This is a genomic window from Arthrobacter sp. V1I9, assembly GCF_030817075.1.
Classification (GTDB): Bacteria; Actinomycetota; Actinomycetes; order Actinomycetales; family Micrococcaceae; genus Arthrobacter.
This window is the reverse complement of the sequence record NZ_JAUSYU010000001.1, coordinates 1,620,970-1,639,322: the sequence shown is the minus strand read 5'-3', so window position 1 is coordinate 1,639,322 and position 18,353 is coordinate 1,620,970. Positions and strand designations below refer to the sequence as shown.

17 protein-coding genes and 3 tRNA genes are annotated in these 18,353 nt (G+C 64.6%); 7 read left to right on the top strand and 13 right to left on the bottom strand.

The window, feature by feature from the left end; genetic code table 11:
* Window positions 1–91: 91 nt before the first annotated feature.
* From clpX to QFZ70_RS07835, 5 genes are all read right to left on the bottom strand, one after another.
* Window positions 92–1,372 (bottom strand): ATP-dependent Clp protease ATP-binding subunit ClpX, encoded by a 1,281-nt coding sequence (gene clpX / locus QFZ70_RS07855; protein WP_307094824.1) that lies wholly within the window; start codon window positions 1,370–1,372, stop codon window positions 92–94.
* 175 nt (window positions 1,373–1,547) lie between these two features.
* Window positions 1,548–2,207, bottom strand: a complete 660-nt coding sequence (locus QFZ70_RS07850; RefSeq protein ID WP_013601337.1) for an ATP-dependent Clp protease proteolytic subunit — start codon at window positions 2,205–2,207, stop codon at window positions 1,548–1,550.
* Between the two features lie 37 nt (window positions 2,208–2,244).
* A complete protein-coding gene (locus QFZ70_RS07845) occupies window positions 2,245–2,874 on the bottom strand; it encodes an ATP-dependent Clp protease proteolytic subunit (RefSeq protein WP_307097827.1) in 630 nt (209 codons plus the stop codon).
* 256 nt (window positions 2,875–3,130) lie between these two features.
* A complete protein-coding gene (tig, locus tag QFZ70_RS07840; protein WP_307094823.1) occupies window positions 3,131–4,516 on the bottom strand; it encodes a trigger factor in 1,386 nt (461 codons plus the stop codon).
* An 82-nt stretch (window positions 4,517–4,598) separates the two neighbouring features.
* Window positions 4,599–4,673: transfer RNA gene (locus QFZ70_RS07835), tRNA-Pro, on the bottom strand.
* Window positions 4,674–4,825: 152 nt separating this feature from the next.
* Between QFZ70_RS07835 and QFZ70_RS07830 the strand changes: the two genes are divergently transcribed.
* Window positions 4,826–4,896: transfer RNA gene (locus tag QFZ70_RS07830), tRNA-Gly, on the top strand.
* An 82-nt stretch (window positions 4,897–4,978) separates the two neighbouring features.
* Here QFZ70_RS07830 and QFZ70_RS07825 read toward each other — a convergent pair.
* From QFZ70_RS07825 to QFZ70_RS07815, 3 genes are all read right to left on the bottom strand, one after another.
* The gene (locus QFZ70_RS07825; RefSeq protein WP_307094822.1) at window positions 4,979–5,923 is read right to left on the bottom strand and encodes an Fpg/Nei family DNA glycosylase; all 945 of its coding nucleotides are present in this window, start codon (window positions 5,921–5,923) and stop codon (window positions 4,979–4,981) included.
* Window positions 5,923–6,417, bottom strand: coding sequence for a ribose-5-phosphate isomerase (locus tag QFZ70_RS07820; RefSeq protein ID WP_104045250.1), 495 nt, complete (start codon window positions 6,415–6,417; stop codon window positions 5,923–5,925). Before QFZ70_RS07820 ends, QFZ70_RS07825 begins: the two co-directional genes overlap by 1 nt.
* A gap of 78 nt (window positions 6,418–6,495) precedes the next feature.
* On the bottom strand, window positions 6,496–7,509 hold the full coding sequence (locus QFZ70_RS07815) for a hypothetical protein (RefSeq protein ID WP_307094821.1): 1,014 nt from the start codon (window positions 7,507–7,509) through the stop codon (window positions 6,496–6,498).
* Between the two features lie 168 nt (window positions 7,510–7,677).
* Here QFZ70_RS07815 and pepN point away from each other — a divergent pair, with 168 nt between their 5' ends.
* Together pepN and QFZ70_RS07805 are read left to right on the top strand one after the other, a co-directional pair.
* On the top strand, window positions 7,678–10,257 hold the full coding sequence (gene pepN / locus QFZ70_RS07810) for an aminopeptidase N (protein WP_307094820.1): 2,580 nt from the start codon (window positions 7,678–7,680) through the stop codon (window positions 10,255–10,257).
* Window positions 10,254–10,727, top strand: coding sequence for an OsmC family protein (locus tag QFZ70_RS07805; protein WP_307094819.1), 474 nt, complete (start codon window positions 10,254–10,256; stop codon window positions 10,725–10,727). Before pepN ends, QFZ70_RS07805 begins: the two co-directional genes overlap by 4 nt.
* 33 nt (window positions 10,728–10,760) lie before the next feature.
* Here QFZ70_RS07805 and QFZ70_RS07800 read toward each other — a convergent pair whose 3' ends face one another.
* The gene (locus QFZ70_RS07800) at window positions 10,761–11,756 is read right to left on the bottom strand and encodes an epimerase (protein WP_307094818.1); all 996 of its coding nucleotides are present in this window, start codon (window positions 11,754–11,756) and stop codon (window positions 10,761–10,763) included.
* Between the two features lie 118 nt (window positions 11,757–11,874).
* Here QFZ70_RS07800 and QFZ70_RS07795 point away from each other — a divergent pair, with 118 nt between their 5' ends.
* Together QFZ70_RS07795 and QFZ70_RS07790 are read left to right on the top strand one after the other, a co-directional pair.
* The gene (locus QFZ70_RS07795) at window positions 11,875–12,561 is read left to right on the top strand and encodes a mechanosensitive ion channel family protein (RefSeq protein ID WP_307094817.1); all 687 of its coding nucleotides are present in this window, start codon (window positions 11,875–11,877) and stop codon (window positions 12,559–12,561) included.
* 2 nt (window positions 12,562–12,563) lie between these two features.
* Window positions 12,564–13,013, top strand: coding sequence for a globin (locus QFZ70_RS07790; RefSeq protein ID WP_307094816.1), 450 nt, complete (start codon window positions 12,564–12,566; stop codon window positions 13,011–13,013).
* Between the two features lie 42 nt (window positions 13,014–13,055).
* Here QFZ70_RS07790 and QFZ70_RS07785 read toward each other — a convergent pair whose 3' ends face one another.
* Window positions 13,056–13,715 (bottom strand): hypothetical protein, encoded by a 660-nt coding sequence (locus tag QFZ70_RS07785; RefSeq protein WP_307094815.1) that lies wholly within the window; start codon window positions 13,713–13,715, stop codon window positions 13,056–13,058.
* A gap of 63 nt (window positions 13,716–13,778) precedes the next feature.
* On the opposite strand from QFZ70_RS07785, the gene QFZ70_RS07780 reads away from it, so the two are divergent.
* On the top strand, window positions 13,779–14,759 hold the full coding sequence (locus tag QFZ70_RS07780) for an acyl-CoA thioesterase II (RefSeq protein WP_307094814.1): 981 nt from the start codon (window positions 13,779–13,781) through the stop codon (window positions 14,757–14,759).
* Window positions 14,760–14,913: 154 nt separating this feature from the next.
* Here QFZ70_RS07780 and ettA read toward each other — a convergent pair whose 3' ends face one another.
* The 3 genes from ettA to QFZ70_RS07765 all read right to left on the bottom strand — a co-directional run bounded on the left by ettA (window position 14,914) and on the right by QFZ70_RS07765 (window position 17,920).
* Window positions 14,914–16,596: an energy-dependent translational throttle protein EttA gene (ettA, locus tag QFZ70_RS07775; RefSeq protein WP_307094813.1), complete on the bottom strand. Its 1,683-nt coding sequence runs from the start codon at window positions 16,594–16,596 to the stop codon at window positions 14,914–14,916.
* 52 nt (window positions 16,597–16,648) lie between these two features.
* Window positions 16,649–17,239: a hypothetical protein gene (locus QFZ70_RS07770; protein ID WP_307094812.1), complete on the bottom strand. Its 591-nt coding sequence runs from the start codon at window positions 17,237–17,239 to the stop codon at window positions 16,649–16,651.
* Between the two features lie 120 nt (window positions 17,240–17,359).
* Entirely contained in the window at window positions 17,360–17,920 is a 561-nt protein-coding gene (locus QFZ70_RS07765; RefSeq protein WP_307094811.1) for a single-stranded DNA-binding protein, read from the bottom strand.
* Between the two features lie 208 nt (window positions 17,921–18,128).
* Here QFZ70_RS07765 and QFZ70_RS07760 point away from each other — a divergent pair.
* Window positions 18,129–18,201 (top strand) — tRNA-Arg (locus tag QFZ70_RS07760).
* Window positions 18,202–18,353 lie beyond the last annotated feature (152 nt).

Genomic DNA, 18,353 nt, shown 5'->3' with positions numbered 1-18,353 from the left:
CATCCTTCCGGGTGGCCGGCTGCGCAGACGGCAGCCAACGATGTGGTGGTACGGCGCGTGGGTCAGCAGATGGGCCCGGACGGGTCCCGGATCAGGCAGACTTCCGGCGCTTGGTGACGTGCGGGATCATGGTCGGCTCTGCGCCGTTCAGGACGACGTCCTCAGTGATAACCACACTGGCGACGTCTTCGCGGCTGGGGAGATCAAACATCACCGGGAGCAGCACTTCCTCCATGATGGCGCGCAAACCGCGGGCACCGGTGCCGCGTTCCAGTGCCTGCTCCGCGATTGCGTCCAGGGCGGTGTCGTCAAACACCAGCTCCACGCCGTCAATCTGGAACATCTTCTGGTACTGCTTCACCAGGGCGTTCTTGGGCGTGGAAAGAATCTGGATCAGGGCGTCGCGGTCCAGGTTGGACACAGTGGTGATCACGGGCAGCCGGCCGATGAATTCGGGAATAAGCCCGAACTTCAGCAGGTCCTCCGGCATCACTTCACCATAGGAGTCGATCTTCTTGCTGGCGTCGTTCAGGGGTGCGCCGAAGCCGATCCCCTTCCGGCCGGACCGCGAGCCGATGATTTCCTCGAGCCCGGCAAAGGCTCCGGCCACGATGAACAGAACGTTGGTGGTGTCGATCTGGATGAATTCCTGGTGCGGGTGCTTCCGGCCGCCCTGCGGAGGAACGGAGGCAACGGTGCCCTCCAGGATTTTCAGCAGCGCCTGCTGGACGCCCTCCCCGGAAACATCGCGGGTGATGGAGGGGTTTTCGCTCTTGCGGGAGATTTTGTCGATCTCGTCGATGTAGATGATGCCCTGCTCGGCCTTTTTGACGTCGTAGTCCGCGGCCTGGATGAGCTTCAGGAGGATGTTCTCGACGTCCTCACCCACATAGCCTGCCTCGGTCAGGGCGGTGGCGTCCGCTACCGCGAAAGGCACGTTCAGGCGGCGGGCGAGCGTCTGGGCCAGATAGGTCTTTCCGCAGCCGGTGGGTCCGATGAGGAGGATGTTGGACTTGGCGATCTCGACGTCGTCGTGGTGGCCGCCCTCGGCCAGGGACCCGGATTTCGGCGCGTGGCCGGCCTGGATCCGCTTGTAATGGTTGTAGACGGCGACGGCGAGGGAGCGTTTCGCCGGCTCCTGGCCGATGACGTATTCCTGCAGGAAGTCGAAGATTTCGCGCGGCTTGGGGAGCTCGAAGCTGCCAAGATCGGCAACCTCTGCAAGTTCCTCTTCGATGATTTCGTTGCAAAGCTCAATGCATTCATCACAGATGTAGACACCGGGCCCGGCAATGAGCTTGCGCACCTGCTTCTGGCTCTTTCCGCAGAAAGAGCACTTCAGCAGATCCGTGCTCTCGCCAATCCGAGCCATATGTGAACCCCTTAGTATCTTGCTGCCAGGCAGCCTTGCACCGTTGCTGGAATCTCCACCAGCCTGCTTGGACCGGTCGTGACAACATCCACTCTAGGTCACATTCGCTTCCGAGGGTGGAAGGAAAAGGCCGGTGGAGCCAAATGATTGGCGCCACCGGCGCTTTACTTTACCGCTACCTGGTGATGGCCTGCGGTTTGATCTTGCGTGAGTCCAGGACCTGGTCGATCAGGCCGTACACCTGGGCTTCTTCAGCGGTGAGGATCTTGTCGCGCTCAATGTCGTTGTTGACCTGCTCGGACGTCCGGCCGGAGTGGTGCGCCAGCGTGTCCTCGAGCCAGGAACGCATGCGCATGACCTCGGCGGCCTGGATCTCCAGGTCGGACGCCTGTCCGCCCTGGCCCCCGGACAGTGCCGGCTGGTGGATCAGGACACGCGCGTTGGGCAGGGCCAGGCGCTTGCCTGGGGTACCGGCCGCCAGCAGGACGGCAGCAGCACTGGCCGCCTGGCCCAGGCAGACAGTCTGGATCTCCGGGCGGATGTACTGCATGGTGTCGTAAATGGCCGTCATGGCCGTGAACGAACCGCCGGGCGAGTTGATGTAGAGGGTGATGTCCCGGTCCGGGTCCGTGGATTCCAGGACCAGCAGCTGCGCCATGATGTCGTCAGCGGAAGCGTCGTCAACCTGGACACCGAGGAAGATGATGCGGTCCTCGAAGAGCTTGGTGTACGGGTCCTGGCGCTTGAAGCCGTAAGGGGTGCGCTCCTCGAACTGGGGCAGGACGTAGCGGCTGGACGGAAGATTACCGGCGGACCACCCGAAGTTGTAGTTCATTTTTTGTTGCTCCTGATCTGAGTGTTCTTGTGCCGGTCTAGTTCTCGGAAGCTGATTCGCCCGAGGTGCCGTTCGAGTTCGACGTGCCGCCGCCGCCGGCAACAGAGCCCGCGTGCGCAGCGATCTTGTCGAAGAAACCGTACTCAAGCGCTTCAGTGGCAGTGAACCACTTGTCGCGGTCGTTGTCCTTGAGGATGGTGTCCACAGTCTGGCCGGTCTGCTCCGCCGTCAGTTCCGCCATGACCTTCTTCATGTGAAGGATAAGTTCGGCCTGGATCTTGATGTCCGAAGCCGTGCCGCCGATGCCGCCGGAGGGCTGGTGCATCAGGACGCGTGCGTTCGGCGTGGCGTACCGCTTGCCCTTCGTGCCGGAGGAAAGCAGGAACTGCCCCATGGACGCGGCAAGCCCGGTGGCAACGGTGACGACGTCGTTCGGGATGAACTGCATGGTGTCGTAGATCGCCATGCCTGCAGTGACGGAACCACCGGGAGAGTTGATGTAAAGGTAAATGTCCTTTTCCGGGTTCTCAGCAGAAAGGAGCAGGAGCTGCGAGCAGATGGCGTTGGCGTTCTCGTCACGCACCTCTGAGCCCAGCCAGATGATCCGCTCCTTGAGGAGGCGGTTGTAGATGTAGTTGTCCTGGGCTGCAGGATCGACAGTAGCCATCCGGGCGGCCTCTGCGTGCTGTGACATGTGTACTTACCTCTCACTGGTGACGGTGACATCACTGAAAATCTCTACTTGGACACTAACCGGTTTCACCGGCGTTTTGTTCGCGCACCGTGGACTGTTCGCTGACGGCGCACGATCGGTGCGCACCTTGCGGAACCGTGCCCTGGCTCAACGCAAACGGCCCCCGGATCCATGGATCCGGGGGCCGTTCAAATCGCCTGACGGCAAGGAACTGCGTTTACAGCAAGTACTAGGCCTTGGCCTCTGCCGTGTCTTCCTCAACAGCAACCTCGGGCGCTTCCGTTACTGCTTCTTCGGCGTCCACTGCGGCAGCTTCCTCTTCGCCGCCGGGGCTGACGAAGTCGGTGAGGTCAACAGTCTTGCCCTCGGTGTCGGTCACCGTGGCCTGGCCAAGGACAACAGCCAGTGCCTTGCGGCGGCGGACCTCGGAAACCATCATGGGGACCTGGCCGCTCTGATCAATGATCTGGGCGAACTGGTTGGGGTCCATGCCGTACTGGCTGGCGGTGGTGACGATGTAGTCGATCAGCTCGTTCTGGCTGACGTTGACTTCTTCCTTCTCCGCGATGGCGTCAAGGATGATTTCGTTCTGGAAGGCGCGGGCGGTGTTGGCCCGGACCTCTTCACGGTGCTCCTCGGTGTCGTGCTCGCCTTCACCGTGGCCGCTGCCCTCCTTGAAGTGGGCTTCAAGCTGCTCTTCGACCACTGAGTCCGGAACGGGAACCTCTACCAGCTCAACGAGCTTGTCCAGGACCTTGTCGCGGGCTTCGACGCCCTGCTCAACGATCTTGGAGTCGGCGGCCTGCTTGGCGAGGTCTTCGCGGAGCTCGGCAAGGGTGTCGAACTCGGAAGCGAGCTGGGCGAAGTCGTCGTTGGCCTCGGGGAGTTCGCGCTCCTTGACGGCCTTGACCACTACCTTGACCTGGGATGCTTCACCGGCGTGATCGCCGCCCACCAGGGTGGTGTTGAAGATGGCGTCTTCGTCGGCGCTGAGGCCGGTGACAGCTTCGTCGAGGCCCTCGAGCATGGTGCCGGCGCCTACCTGGTAGGACAGGCCTGCGGCGGAGTCGACCTCTTCGCCGTCGATGGTGGCGTTGATGTCGATGGTGAGGAAGTCGCCGTCGGCAGCGGGACGGTCCACGGACTTCAGCGTGCCGAAGCGGCCGCGCAGTTCGTCCAGGGCCTTGTCGACGTCTTCATCGGAGGACTGGGCTGCAGCAACCTCAACCTGGATGCCGGCGTAGTCCGGAAGTTCGATTTCGGGGCGGACGTCAACCTCGGCGTGGAACTTCAGCTCACCATCGGTGGAGGTGGGGTCCGGAACCTCGGTGATTTCCACCTCGGGACGGCTCAGGGGGCGGATGCCGGATTCCTGGACAGCGGACTGGTACCAGCCGTTGAGGCCTTCGTTGATGGCAGTCTCGAGGACGTAGCCGCGGCCGACGCGCTGGTCGATGAGCTTGGCCGGTACCTTGCCCTTACGGAAACCAGGGACCTGGATCTGCGAAGCAACGGTCTTGTAGGCCTCGTCGATGCTGGGCTTCAATTCCTCAAAGGGGACCTCAACATTGAGCTTGACCCGCGTGGGGGTGAGGTTCTCGACAGCGCTCTTCACGGTCTAAGTACTCCTGGGATTGTGGGATGGGTTTCTGCAAACGCAATGTTCCTGTCCGGTCCAAGTGGCCCGGGCCGCAGAGTCGGGGTGACAGGATTTGAACCTGCGACTTCCTGCTCCCAAAGCAGGCGCTCTAGCCAAGCTGAGCTACACCCCGTAAGTGCACAGGCAAGTCTACGGTGATACGCGCCGTCTTTGCACATTTGACACGTAGGCCATGAATTAGGTTTAGTTGTATCCGGCTTGAACAGCCAGCCCGAAGTTGCCAGCCTGCCGGTGCTTGACAGCGCTGCAGAAGGATCTTCTTTCGGGGACGTAGCTTAATGGTAAAGCCTCAGTCTTCCAAACTGATTACGCGGGTTCGATTCCCGTCGTCCCCTCTGCGGAACAACAAAAGGCCCCTCATTGAGGGGCCTTTTTGGTTTCCATCGTCTTTTGTCCCGCGCATACGGTGCCGTGTTGCTACGACTGCTGGCAGTACGGGCACCAGTAGAGCTTGCGCGCCACCAGTTCGGCCATCAGCACCTGCGTGCCGCAGACCCGGCAGGGCAGCCCGTTTCGTTTGTAGACAAAATGGGCGTTTTCCCTGGCCGGGAAGGTGCTGCTCTTGAGCGCGGCGTTCTCCGCCGCAGCCCTGGCCGTCCTGCCGTTCCCCGACCAGTACCTCGGCGTTGTGGTGATAATCCGGCCGTCCGCCACGCCGTCGTTCATAACGGAGACGACGTCGCGCCACACCTTGCGCGCCTCCGTCTCCGAAATATCGGTGCCCGGGAGCCACGGATCGAGCCGGCGCCGGAAAAGGACTTCCGCGCGATACACGTTTCCCACGCCGGCGATGACCTTCTGGTCCATGAGCAACGCGGCCACCGGCGTTTTGCGGGTTCGAAGGCCCGCGGCAAAGCGGCCGGCGTCCCCGCGGCGGTTGACCAGTGGATCGGGACCCAGCCGGGCCAGCACGGCGTCGGCTTCTGCACCGGTGATGGTTTCGCAAGTGGTTGCCCCGCGCAGGTCAGCCCAGCCATTGCTGCCGACGATCCGGACGCGCACAGCCCCCACCGGGGCAGGCGGACCGGTGTACCCGGCGGGCTCATCGCCGTCGCCGTCACCGAAGGTTTCCTGCTCCCCCACGCGGCGCGGGGCACCGATGCTGGAGGAGCCGGCAAACGTGCTGTCTCCGCCGAAGGTCCAGGCCCCGTAGAGGCCCAGGTGGACGTGCAGCACCAGCGAGTGGTCGAAGTGCAGGAACAGATGTTTTCCGTGGGCCTCTGCAACAACAAGGGTGTGCCCGTCCAGCAGCGCCGCTCCCCCGACGAACCGGCCCTGGGGGCTGGACACCGCGAGCCGCTGGCCGCTGAAAACGTCCCCGAACTGCCGGGCCAGGCGCCGGAGGGTATGGCCTTCCGGCACTACTCGATGACCTCGCCGGTAGTTTCATAGGCGGCGATTTTGCCGATCCGGCGGACGTGACGCTCATCGTTGCTGAAGGGTTCGGCCAGGAAGGCCTCGATCAGTTCCGTTGCTTCCTCCACGGTGTGCTGGCGGCCGCCGACGGCCACCACGTTGGCGTCGTTGTGCTCGCGGGCAAGGGTGGCGGTGGAGTGGTTCCATGCCAGGGCCGCCCGAACGCCCTTGACCTTGTTGGCCGCAATCTGCTCGCCGTTCCCTGAACCGCCCAGCACGATGCCGAGGGCGTGGACGCCGGCCTGCTGGTCAGCCACCACCGCGAGTGCGGCGTTAATGCAGAACGACGGGTAGTCATCCAGGGCGTCGTAAACCTTGGGACCGTGGTCCACCACGTCATAGCCCTTGGCCGTCAGATGGGAGACCAGGTGTGCGCTGAGTTCCATGCCTGCGTGGTCGGTGGCAATGTGGACCCGCGGGAAGGCAGGGGAAGAAGTCACAAGCAAAATCCGTTCGGTGTGGGCGCTGGCGGCCGGCACGGAGGGTGCAGGCCGGGGGCAACAACACCCATAAGAATACTAGGACTCAGGCGGGCCGGCCGCGGCTGGACCGCCCCCTTGTGCCCGTGCAGCCACCCTGGTGAGGACCTCGGCCAGCCGTGCAGCGGAATCCTGGCTTCCGCTGCTCACTGCCAGGCTTTGGCCGTCGGTCTTTTTCACGACGACGGCGGGGCCGCTGCTGACGAGCATGGCGGCAGTTCCGCTGTGGTGCCGGTAGCCCCACCCGCCATAGTCGGCAGCGCGGACCTCCGCAGCTCTTGCTGCCGAGATGGCGCCTGCCGGGACATCCATCACGGGGACGACGCCGGCCAGCAGGACTTTCAGGCCGCGCCGGTCCGCCTTGATCCTGGCACAGAGGAATGCCGCGCCGATGACGGCCAGGACCACCAGCAGCACTCCAAGCCAGGGCACGGCGATGGCGATCAGCGCGGACGGAAACAGCGAGGCTATGCCGATCATGACGAAAACCGAGCTGCGGGCATGGACCCAGAACCGTATGCTGTCCCGTGCCAGGTCGGGATCCAGTTCCCTGGCGATGGCAAGCTGGAGGGCCCTGTCGTCGTTGGGCGACCATTGCTGGTCCGCCTTGTACACAAAGCCCATAATCACGCCGAGGGACACGGCGGCTCCGCTTCCGAGCGCAAGCACGGTGAGGTCCACCCTGGACTCACGGGCGTCCGCCAGGCCGGACTGCCCAACGAGGCCGGCGGCGAGCGCGGTGGCGACGAAGAGGCACAGAAACAGTCCGGCACCCATCATGATCCGGCGCATGGGCACCGGCCTGCTGACCGGCAGGGCCTGGGAAAGGACCAGCCAGCCGGGGGCCACAATCATCAGGGCTCCCCCGGTGACGTAGGCGGCAAAGGGCGCGAAGGCGGCGCCGCCGTCGTCCGTCCACCGGATGGCGAGCGGCTCAGGAAGGTCAGGCCGAAGCAAAAAAGCGCAGACCACAAAAGCGGCCCCGACCACCACCGGAAAGCCCGCCACAAAACGCAGGGCCTTCGTGTCAACCGACTCCATGAACTTCCCCATGGTTTAACGCTACTCCCGCCGCCGGCCAGTGACTTTGCACCCCCCTCCCTACACACTGTGAGCTGCGCTACTTGTTCCGGTGTAAAGGAATGCAAGAATGATCAGTGCCGCCGCTGGGCATCGCCAGCCGGCCAACGCAATTATTCCGGAGGCCACACTTTGCCAGGTATGAATCTGACGCGCGCTGAAGCCCGCGAACGTGCCGCACTGATCACCGTCGAGTCCTACGATGTCAGCCTGGACCTGACCCGCGGCGGGAAGGTCTTCGGCAGCACCACCACGGTGAAGTTCAGCGCGAAGCCCGGATCCTCCACCTTTATTGATGCTGTCACTGCCGCCGTTCACAGCGTCACGCTCAACGGCCGCAGCCTTGATCCGGACACCGTGGCGGACGGCGTCAGGGTTCAGCTGCCGGAGCTCGCGGAGGACAACGAGCTCACCATCGTGGCGGACGCCCCCTACATGAATACCGGCGAAGGGCTGCACCGCTTCGTGGACCCGGTGGACAACGAGGTCTACCTCTATACGCAGTTCGAGGTTCCCGATTCACGCAGGATGTTCGCGGTGTTCGAGCAGCCGGACCTGAAGGCGGCCTTTACGTTCACCGTCACTGCGCCCTCGCACTGGGATGTCATCTCCAACTCCCCCACCCCGGTGCCCGTGGAAACCACGCCCGGAGACGACGGCGGTGCCCGCTCCGTTTGGTCCTTCTCCCCCACTCCGCGGCTGTCCTCCTACGTCACCGCCCTGATCGCCGGCCCCTACCAGTCCGTCCGCAGCGAAGTGAAGAGTTCCGAGGGCCGGGTCATTCCGCTCGGGGTCTTCGCCCGGAAGTCGCTGATGCAGTACCTGGACGCGGAGAACATCTTCGAGCTCACACGCCAGGGTTTTGAGTTCTTCGAGGCGCAGTTCGGCTGCCCCTACCCGTTCGAGAAATACGATCAGCTCTTTGTGCCCGAATTCAACGCCGGCGCCATGGAGAACGCCGGCGCCGTAACCATCCTCGAGGGTTACGTTTTCCGCAGCAAGGTCACCGGCGCGCAAATTGAACGCCGGGCCATCACTGTCCTCCACGAGCTCGCGCACATGTGGTTCGGGGACCTGGTGACCATGCGCTGGTGGAACGACCTGTGGCTCAACGAGTCCTTCGCCGAGTACATGTCCCACCTCGCCGCCGTGGAGGCAACGGACTTCACCAGCGCCTGGACCACCTTCGCGTCGGTGGAAAAGTCCTGGGCATACCGCCAGGACCAGCTGCCCACCACGCATCCGATTTTCGCGGAAATCAACGATCTCCAGGACGTGGAGGTGAACTTCGACGGCATCACCTACGCCAAGGGCGCCTCTGTCCTCCGCCAGCTGGTGGCGTGGGTGGGACCGGAGCAGTTCATGGCCGGGGTCCGGGAGTACTTCGCCAAGCATTCCTGGCAGAACACGGAACTGAGCGACCTCATGATGGAGCTGGAGAAGGCCAGCGGCCGCGACCTGGACGAATGGGGCCGGCAATGGCTGGAAACCGCCGGGGTCAACACCCTCAAGCCGGAACTGGAAGTGGGCAGCGACGGCCGGCTGGCTTCCTTCGCCATCGTGCAGTCCGCCGTCGAGGAGTGGCCTACCATCCGTCCGCACCGGCTGGCGGTGGGGTTCTACAACCTGAACGACGCCGGGAAGCTTGAGCGGGTGCACCGCGAGGAACTGGACGTCGACGGCGTCCGCACCGAGGTGCCGGCGCTGGCGGGGATGCCGCAGCCGGACCTGATCCTGGTGAACGACGACGACCTCGCCTACGCCAAGGTCCGGCTGGATGAGAAGTCGCTGGCCACCGCCACGGCCCACCTGAAGGATTTCAGCCAGAGCCTGCCGCGGACCCTGGTATGGAACTCCGCATGGGACGCCGCCCGCGATGGGGAGACGCCCGCCCGGCGGTATGTGGAACTGATCCTTGCCAACGTGGCTGCCGAGTCCGATTCCTCGGTGATCCTGGTCCAGCTCCGCCAGCTGGCCACCACCTTGGATTTCTACGTGGCCGAGGAGCACCGGGAAACGACGGCCGTGGCTGCAGCCGACCGGCTGTGGGAACTGGCCTCCGAGGTGCCGGGCGGCTCTGACGCCCAGCTGCAGTTCGTGAAGTCCTTCGCCTTGTTGGCGAGGAGCGAAGCCCAGTTGGACACAGTGGCGGGGCTTCTAAACGGTTCGCTGGTGCTGGACGGGCTGGCTGTTGACCAGGACCTGCGTTGGGAGCTGGTGACTTCGCTGGTGGTGGGCGGCCGGCTGGCGCAGGACGGCATCGATGCCGAGCTCGCCCGGGACCACACCTCCAGCGGACAGAACGCCGCTGCCCAGGCGAAGGCCGCCATTCCCACCCCCGAGGCGAAAGCGGCAGCCTGGGAATCGATGGTGGTGAAGGGCGAGCTCTCCAACGCCCTCCAGGGGTCGGCGGTCAAGGGTTTCATGCGCGTCCTGGACCGGTCCCTGCTGGAGCCGTACGCGGAGAAGTACTTCCAGGCTGTGCCTGCCATCGTGGAAACCCGAACGCACGCGCTTGCCCAGCAGATCGTCGTCGGGCTCTACCCGGCGTTGCTGACCACGCAGGCCACCGTTGACCGCACGGACGGTTTCCTGGCGGCACTCCCGCCGCAAAGCGCCGCCCTGCGGCGGATGATGCTGGAAAACCGCGACGGCGTTGCCCGGGCGTTGCGCGCACGTGCCGCTGACGCCACTCCCATCGAAGCAGGGACCGGGTTGTGACGCTCAGCGAGCACCGCTATGCGCTGACGGTTCAGTGGACCGGCAACCTGGGAGGAGGGACGTCGTCGTACCGCGGCTACTCGCGGGACCACGACATTCTCATTCCCGGGCTGCCGGTCCTCAAAGGCTCGGCCGATCCTACCTTCCATGGCGACCGCGGGCGCTACAACCCGGAGCAGCTGCTTTTGGCTGCCCTTGCGCAGTGCCACATGCTTTCCTTCCTGCACGTGGCGGTGAAGCACGGTGTGGTGGTAGCGGACTACCGCGACGAGGCCACCGGGCTGCTGAAGCTCAACCGGGACGGCAGCGGCCAGTTCGAACGTGTGACGCTGCGGCCCCAGGTGACGGTGGCGGACGAACAGCACGTGGCACTGGCTGCGCAGCTGCACCACGAAGCCAACCAGGTGTGCTTCATAGCCCGCAGCGTGAACTTCCCGGTGGAACACGTTCCGACGACCGTGGCTGCCTAGCGCTGTTGCTGCTGTCCCAGGTGCCGCGGCTGGTCAATTCGTTTCCTCTCCCAGCCTGGCGACCAGCCGCGCCTCCGTCTCCGGGGTCAACCCGGCTTTGCGGGGCCGATCCAGGCCGCGGCGGCGTTCGTCAGCCAGCGTGTCGGCCAGCGTTTCCTGCCACGGCCGGATCCGCAGGCCGGCCTTCACTGCGGCCTTTCTGCTCCTGGCCATAAACCCCTCATGCCCGGGCGGGAGCCACAGCGGCAGCGAATCCGGCCCCGCCCAGTAGCCGACGCCCTGGTCCGCAAGCCAGTCCTCGGCCGCGGGGACCACCTCGGCGTGATGATCTGCAGCCTCCCGGGACGCGCTGATGTACTCCCCGAACGGCACTTGGTCCCCCAGCGCATTCAGTGCCCCGGTAGTTCCCTGCTCTGCCGCCAGCAGGATCCACGCGGCCAGGTCCCGTACATCGATGACCTGGGTGGCGTGGCTGTCGATGGCGGGAACAATGGCGGGGCTGTTGTCCCTGGCAAAGCGGGCCGGCCAGTACCCGTAGCGGTCCGAGCCGTCCCCCGGCCCGCCGATCAGGCCGGCACGGCACAGGTGGGCCTTCATACCCGCGGTTTTGACGGTTACCTCCTCGATGGCGGCTTTGGATTCGCCGTAGTTTTCCGGCGTGGAAGGAGTACCCCATGCAAGCGCCGGGAGGAGGGCGGCGTCCTCGGTGGCTCCAGGAACCGATGCGTCGGAATAAACGGAGCAACTGGAGACGAAAGTCCAGTGGGCGGTGCGGTGTCCGAGGGCATCCAACGCCTCGCTTGCGGGCACCGGATCGCGGGCGACGTCGATGATCCCGTCCCACTCCCCCTCAACCCCGCCGTAGGCCTTCGGGCCCAGCGAGCGGTCGGCTTTCAGCCACGCGGCGCCCTCCGGCGGCTCAGCGGCGGAGCCACGGGCAAGGCAGGTGACCTCATGTCCGCCGGCGACGGCCTGATGGACGATTTCTGCGGACAGGAAGGCGGTTCCGCCAAGGACAAGAATGCGCATGCGACCACGCTACGGCGCTAGGGTTAAAGGAGAACAGAGCCTTCCGCGCCGGGCTTAACCAGCGCTCCGGCCCCCTATCCCGGCGCCGCCGGGGAACCCCCAGGAGTATTTTCCCCCTATGGTCAGCATGTTGTCGATCCTTCCTTCCGCCGCCACCGAGCCGGACGGCATCAGCATCACGGGCATCGTGATCAGCCTCGGCGTGGGCGTTACCATCTGGCTGGCTGCCACCTTTGTTATCTCCCGCATCACCGGCCGCGTGGCGGCCGGCAGCAACTTTTTCAAGCGGCCCACCTTCAAATGGGCGGCACCGGCCCTGCGCGCACTGGACCACGAACGGCGGGTCCAGCGCGCAGAGACCATCGGTTCGCTGCTGAACAGCATCGTCGGCGTATTGGTGGTGGTCATCACCAGCATGTACGTCCTGCAGAACCTGGACATCAACATCGCGCCGCTCCTCACCAGCGTGGGTATCTTGGGTGTGGCTATTGGTTTCGGTGCCCAGCAGCTGATCCGCGACTTCCTGGCCGGAATCTTTATTACCATTGAAGACCAGTACGGAATCGGCGATGTGATCGAAACCAGCGAGGTTGTTGGCGTGGTGGAGTCCATGGGCTTGCGCATCACGCGCGTACGGTCCGACGACGGCGCTATCTGGTACCTCCGCAACGGCGAGATCCTCCGCGTGGGCAACCGTTCGCAGGGCAACTACGTGCCGCTGCACGAGTCACCGGACGGAACCACAGACCAAGCCAGCGATCACGGCGCCGAAACCAAAAAGACTGACCAAAAGGCCGGAGACTAGCAATGACTATCCCCATCGACCCGCAGAAGCCCCGCCAGCTGATGCAGAACGATCCGTTCAGCCAGCCCGGCTACACCGACAACTTTTACGACGCGGTGGGCGGCCACGAGACCTTCGTCAAGCTGATCGACGTCTTCTACGACGGCGTGGCGACGGATCCGCTGCTGCGGCCGATGTACCCGGAAGAGGACCTGGAACCCGCTAAGCGCCGCTTCCTGATGTTCCTTGAGCAGTACTGGGGCGGACCCGCCACCTACGGGGAAGAGCGCGGCCATCCCCGGCTGCGCATGCGCCACATGCCCTTCACGGTGACGCCGGAGGCCAAGGACCGCTGGCTTTTCCACATGCGGACGGCTGTGGACGCGCTGGAACTCCCGCCCCTGTATGAGGGAACCCTCTGGGACTACATGGAGCGCGCAGCCCTCTCTATGGTGAACAGCCCGGCCGGTTAGCGGGTTGATGCCGTGGTGCGCGGCCGCCACAGCGGCCCGCCGTTAGAGAAGTCCGCTGCCCGTCCGCGCAAGGACGTGTCCGCGCGGACCACTGAGCCGGAACCAGCGGCCGGCACGGTACAGCTTCTGGTCGCCGGCCCCGAGGAAGCCCAGGGCCAGGGCTGCGAAGGCGGCGCCTGCCGGAAGGCCGGAGTCATCGAGTGCCCTGCCCCACACGGCAGCCCGGGCGTTGTTGACGATCAGCGCGCCGGGCTTGTCCGGCACAATTCCGGCCACCTCAGCGATGCCGGCATCTGCAGCCTCCCGCAGCGCTGCATCGCTTCGCGAACCCAGCAGCTCCCATCCGCTCCGGGGGGCGCCGACGCCGGTCCAGGACTCGGTGACGGTGGACGGCGGTACCGGCAGCTCGACGTCGTCTTCCCCCGCCCGTGCGAGCCGGTCCAGCACGGCGGCCAGCGGAACGGTGACGTCCGTCGCGGACGGCTCCGCGAGTGCCATGGTGCGCAGCCCCAGGATTGTGGGCGTTGATTCACCAAGCACCCGTGGCCGCAGCACGCAGACGTACGCAGCGAGAACGGAACCTGCAGCCTGAAGCCGGATGGCGCCGTCGTCAATTGTCTTGGCGCGCGTGGCGAAGGTTTTCAGGTCGGCGAGATCCTGCGGATCCGCGAAACGGAAGGACGAGGTGAGTAGATCAGACACACCAAGAACACTACCGGCTGCACCTTTGTTGAGCAGTGCCGGGGCGCCGTCTAAAGTCGAACCATGACTGAAGCCGACGCGGAAATCCTGGCGCTCCCCACCGAAGACCCCACCTCATCGCTCATCTCCCTTCTTGATCTTGGTGAGCTGGAGGGAGCCCGGACTGACGAGGACATCTTCCTGGGTCCGTCGCAGCAGCAGCCCCACCACCGCGTGTTCGGCGGCCAGGTGCTGGCGCAGTCATTGATTGCCTCCATCAGGACGGTGGACCCGGGCCGTTTTGTCCACTCAATGCACGGCTACTTCCTCCGCCCGGGTGACGCGAACAAGCCCATCACCTTCGGTGTGCAGCGCCTCCGCGACGGCCGGTCCTTTTCCGCCCGGCGCGTCCATGCCTACCAGGAAGGGGTGCCCATCCTGTCGATGATCGCCTCCTTCCAGGGCGAGGACGAAGGCGTGGAGCACGAGTCCGTGATGCCCAGCGGCATACCCCACCCCGAGTCGCTGCCCAGCACTGCGGACCTGCTGGGAAAGTTCGACCATCCGGTGGCGCGGCACTGGGCCTACGAGCGGCCCTTCGACATCCGGCACGTTGATCCACCGCTGTACGTATCGGCAAAGGGTGAACGGGAACCACGCAATGCCGTGTGGATGAAGACCTTCGGGCCCATGCCGGACAATCCCAACCTGCACCGCGCGGCCCTGGCGTACGCAAGCGACTACACCCTGCTGGAATCGATCCTGCGGCGCCACGGGCTGAGCTGGATCACTCCCGGGATGAATGTTGCCAGCCTGGACCACGCCATGTGGTGGCACCGCCCTGCCCGGGTGGACGAGTGGCTGCTGTACGCCCAGGAATCGCCGAGCGCCCAAGGCGCCCGGGGCCTTGCGACCGGCAAGATCTTCAACCAGGCAGGGCAGCACGTGGCCTCCGTGGCGCAGGAAGGCATGGTGCGGGTGCCCACCGACCTGAAGAACAAGGTGGTGGGTGCTTTCCAGTCGAAGGTGATGGGGCACCAGATCCGCAAGGCCGGGCGGGACTAACCTTCCGGGGGTCGCGTCCCCGTGACCTCGTCCAGGGGATGTATCCCGGGGGATGTGTTCCGGCCATGAACACCAACAGGCCGGCACCCATGGGGTACCGGCCTGTTGGTTGCCTGTCGCGGCTTACGCTGTTGCGTCCGTCGTGGCCGCGATGTTAGTCGCGGGTCAAGCGGCGGTGCGTAACGCGGTGCGGCTTGGCCGCATCCGGCCCCAGCCGCTCCACCTTGTTCTCCTCGTACGATTCGAAGTTGCCCTCGAACCAGTACCACTTGGACGGGTTTTCCTCGTCGCCTTCGTAAGCCAGGATGTGCGTGGCCACCCGGTCGAGGAACCAGCGGTCGTGCGAGACCACTACAGCGCAGCCGGGGAATTCCAGCAGCGCGTTCTCCAGGCTGCTGAGAGTTTCGACGTCGAGGTCGTTGGTGGGCTCATCGAGGAGCAGCAGGTTGCCGCCCTGCTTGAGGGTCAAGGCCAGGTTCAGGCGGTTGCGCTCACCACCGGAGAGCACACCGGCCTTTTTCTGCTGGTCCGGGCCCTTGAACCCGAAGGCCGCAACGTACGCCCGGGACGGCATCTCCACGTGGCCCACCTGGATGAAGTCCAGGCCATCCGAGACGACTTCCCACAGGGTCTTGTTGGGGTCGATGCCGCCGCGGCTCTGGTCCGCGTAGGAGATCTTGACGGAGTCGCCGATTTTCAGGTCGCCGCCGTCGAGCGGCTCCAGTCCAACGATGGTCTTGAACAGCGTGGTCTTGCCAACGCCGTTGGGGCCGATGACGCCCACGATGCCGTTGCGGGGCAGGCTGAAGGACAGTCCGTCGATCAGTGTCCGGTCTTCGAAGCCCTTCTGCAGGTTCTTGGCCTCCAGCACCAGGCCACCCAGGCGGGGTCCCGGCGGGATCTGGATCTCCTCGAAGTCAAGCTTGCGGGTGCGGTCTGCCTCTGCGGCCATCTCCTCATAGCGAGCGAGGCGGGCCTTGGACTTGGTTTGGCGGCCCTTGGCGTTGGAGCGGACCCACTCCAGTTCCTCGCTGAGGCGCTTGGCCTGCTTGGCGTCCTTCTTGCCCTGGATTTCCAGGCGCGCCCGCTTCTTCTCCAGGTAAGTGGAGTAGTTGCCCTCGTAGGGGTACAGGTGGCCGCGGTCCACTTCGGCGATCCACTCGGCGACGTGGTCCAGGAAGTAGCGGTCGTGGGTGACAGCCAGGACTGCGCCTGCGTAGCTGGAGAGGTGCTGTTCGAGCCACAGCACGCTCTCGGCGTCCAAGTGGTTGGTGGGCTCGTCCAGCAGCAGCAGGTCCGGCTTCTGCAGGAGCAGCTTGCACAGGGCAACGCGGCGGCGCTCACCACCGGAGAGGTTGGTCACGTCGGCGTCCGCCGGCGGGCAGCGGAGCGCGTCCATGGCCTGCTCCAACTGGGAATCCAGGTCCCAGGCGTCTGCAGCGTCAATGGCTTCCTGCAGGTGTCCCATTTCCTCGAGGAGGGTGTCGTAGTCAGCATCGGGGCTGGCCATTTCCTCGGAAATTTCGTTGAAGCGCTGGATCTTGCCGTAGATCTCGCCTACACCTTCCTGGACGTTGCCCAAGACGGTTTTGTCTTCATTCAGGGGTGGTTCCTGCAGGAGAATTCCTACGGTGTAGCCGGGGCTGAGCCGGGCCTCGCCGTTGGAGGGGGTATCCAGTCCGGCCATGATCTTCAGGATGGTGGACTTACCGGCACCGTTCGGGCCCACAACACCGATCTTGGCGCCGGGAAAGAAGGACATGCTTACGTCGTCAAGAATGAGTTTTTCGCCAACGGCCTTGCGGGCCTTGGTCATTGTGTAGATAAATTCCGCCATGGTTCCAAATCTAGTGGGTTGGCGGGCATAACTCACATTCGGTGCACCCGGGTCAGGAGCCTACAAAGCACTTGCCGCTGGCCAGTACCGGAAGGACCGTCACTGCTACGGCACCGTCGCGGACCTGGCCGATGACGCAGTCGCTGCCCTGGAGCACGGAGGCTTCGATGGCGTCGGCTTCCAGGCCGGTGGGGGTCCGGCTCTGGGAAACCTGCAATGCAGACGGTGCGATGCCCGCTCCGGTCAGGGCCTCTGCCACCTGCGCCGTGGCGGGCTTCGGGGATCCTGCCGCCAGTCGCCCCAAGGCGTTTGTTACGGTCTTCCTGACCGCTTCAGTGGCGGCAGCCGCCGGGCCAGCTGTCGATTGCCCTGGGGACGGATTCGCCAGCGGTCCTGCCGTAGCTGTTTCCGTTGTCACCGGCTTTGTCCCCGTGCCGATTGCGGTTGAGGCTGCAGTTGCCGGCCCGGTTGCCCCCGGTTGGACAACGGACGGCACCCCGCCCACGCATCCCGACAAAGCGGCTGCCAAGGCTCCGCCGGCGATTGCTGCCACCAGGCGGCGTGCAGCCCTGCCGGAAGCTGAAGGAGCGGCCGATGCTGCCCCGGCCGATTGGTTCTGCCGGTGGTCAGGGGTGGTCCGCATGGGTGTCATTCTGCCATGCGGACCGGCAGCGGCTTCACAACCTGGGCGGGCAGGGCGCAGCCGGGGGTGCCGCTGTCCTGCCCGCCCAGGAAACCAAGGGGGACGTTGATATTGGGGATACTAGACTCCGGATTCGGCGAGCTCCCCCGTTTCCAGGTCCAAAGCGACCAGGTCGCCGTTGCTGTCTTCGACGTAGGCTGCGGCTGGATCGCCATCGCCCGGCAGGTCTTCGTCGTTGTCCTCGGGCTCGTCGAAAGGTCCATTGGCACCGACACCAGGGTCTTCGGCGAAGCCGGGCTCCTGCTCCACGAGCGACAGAAGTGGTTTAGTGGAGGACCTGGTGAAGTTGGCAGTGCCCCATGTGAGGTCATGCCCCACGGCATCGGCATCGATGGTGTGTGAGTAGTAGACCCGGCCGTCCTTTTCCCAGCTGCGGATTTTCAGCTTGCCAACCACGATGACGGGCTGGCCTTTCCTGATGCTGCAGCCCATGCTTCCCGCCAGGTGCCGGTAGCCCTGGACCGAGAACCAGTTCGTATGGCCATCCACCCACTGGCCGTCCTTGTCACGTCGGCGGGAATTGGATCCGATGCGGAAGGAAGCGGTGGCCACTCCCCCTGTTGTGGTGGAACTCCTGATCTCGGTGGCAACGAAGCCGCGAATGGTTATGGTGTCGCTCATTTTTACGTCCTGTCTTCTAGTGATGCCCTAGCAGGCAAGACCAGCATCGCGCCCCCGGCAGGCCGCTGGGGAGGCGGCGCTTTCGCTATGTGCACAACCGGCACCTGGATGTGCCTGTGGAGGAAAAGCCGTTGCACGTTGGTGAAGGCCCCGGCACTTCAGGCAATGTAAACTTTTTGAGGCGCCGGAATTCAGGTCCGGAGCCATTGCCTCAGTAGCTCAGGGGATAGAGCAGCGGCCTTCTAATCCGCCGGTCGGGGGTTCGATTCCCTCCTGGGGCACTTGGAGAAGCGGCTTTGGTATGCGGGACGCAGGCCAAAGCCGCTTCCGGGCTTTCGGGCTAAGTTTCTAACGGACCTGATGAACTGCCGGGATGCACCTGATGTGACGGGACGCGCCGCCGGAGCTCCAGTGCGGATGACGCCCCAGCCGC

Coding starts and splice junctions, on each gene's coding strand:
- clpX (WP_307094824.1), bottom strand. CDS start 1,372: ATGGCTCGGATTGGCGAGAGCACGGATCTGCTGAAGTGCTCTTTCTGC.
- QFZ70_RS07850 (WP_013601337.1), bottom strand. CDS start 2,207: ATGAACTACAACTTCGGGTGGTCCGCCGGTAATCTTCCGTCCAGCCGC.
- QFZ70_RS07845 (WP_307097827.1), bottom strand. CDS start 2,874: ATGGCTACTGTCGATCCTGCAGCCCAGGACAACTACATCTACAACCGC.
- QFZ70_RS07815 (WP_307094821.1), bottom strand. CDS start 7,509: ATGGGGAAGTTCATGGAGTCGGTTGACACGAAGGCCCTGCGTTTTGTG.
- pepN (WP_307094820.1), top strand. CDS start 7,678: ATGAATCTGACGCGCGCTGAAGCCCGCGAACGTGCCGCACTGATCACC.
- QFZ70_RS07800 (WP_307094818.1), bottom strand. CDS start 11,756: ATGCGCATTCTTGTCCTTGGCGGAACCGCCTTCCTGTCCGCAGAAATC.
- QFZ70_RS07795 (WP_307094817.1), top strand. CDS start 11,875: ATGGTCAGCATGTTGTCGATCCTTCCTTCCGCCGCCACCGAGCCGGAC.
- QFZ70_RS07790 (WP_307094816.1), top strand. CDS start 12,564: ATGACTATCCCCATCGACCCGCAGAAGCCCCGCCAGCTGATGCAGAAC.
- QFZ70_RS07780 (WP_307094814.1), top strand. CDS start 13,779: ATGACTGAAGCCGACGCGGAAATCCTGGCGCTCCCCACCGAAGACCCC.
- ettA (WP_307094813.1), bottom strand. CDS start 16,596: ATGGCGGAATTTATCTACACAATGACCAAGGCCCGCAAGGCCGTTGGC.
- QFZ70_RS07770 (WP_307094812.1), bottom strand. CDS start 17,239: ATGCGGACCACCCCTGACCACCGGCAGAACCAATCGGCCGGGGCAGCA.
- QFZ70_RS07765 (WP_307094811.1), bottom strand. CDS start 17,920: ATGAGCGACACCATAACCATTCGCGGCTTCGTTGCCACCGAGATCAGG.